Annotated in this window: 1 protein-coding gene; it reads left to right on the top strand. The window is 39.1% G+C overall.

From position 1 onward, the window contains the following. Positions 1 to 238 (top strand): family 1 glycosylhydrolase (locus tag PU683_RS21645; protein WP_487246930.1); only part of this gene is annotated, 238 nt, incomplete at both ends.

The following is a 238-nucleotide window of genomic DNA, read 5'->3' as shown; positions in this document are numbered from 1 at the left end:
AAACATGAATCATTTAATCACTTAGGTATTGCTGAAGATTTAGTAGAAAATCTAGCAGAAGCAAAATATCAAGGGGTACATAACGAGATGGTAGCAAGTGCGCGAGTAACGAAATACGCACATGAACACTACCCAGATGTGGAAATCGGTATGATGTTATGTGGTGGTCCTACATTTGCAGCGAGTAGCAAGTCTGAAGATGTACTTGGTTCCATGAAACTAAACCAAATGGAATACT

Origin of the sequence: Candidatus Kosakonia sp. 282A-S69, assembly GCF_029433855.1 — a bacterium.
GTDB lineage: Bacteria > Pseudomonadota > Gammaproteobacteria > Enterobacterales > Enterobacteriaceae > Kosakonia > Kosakonia cowanii_A.
Note: the sequence above shows the minus strand (reverse complement) of the source record. Positions and strands in the feature narration are given on the sequence as shown.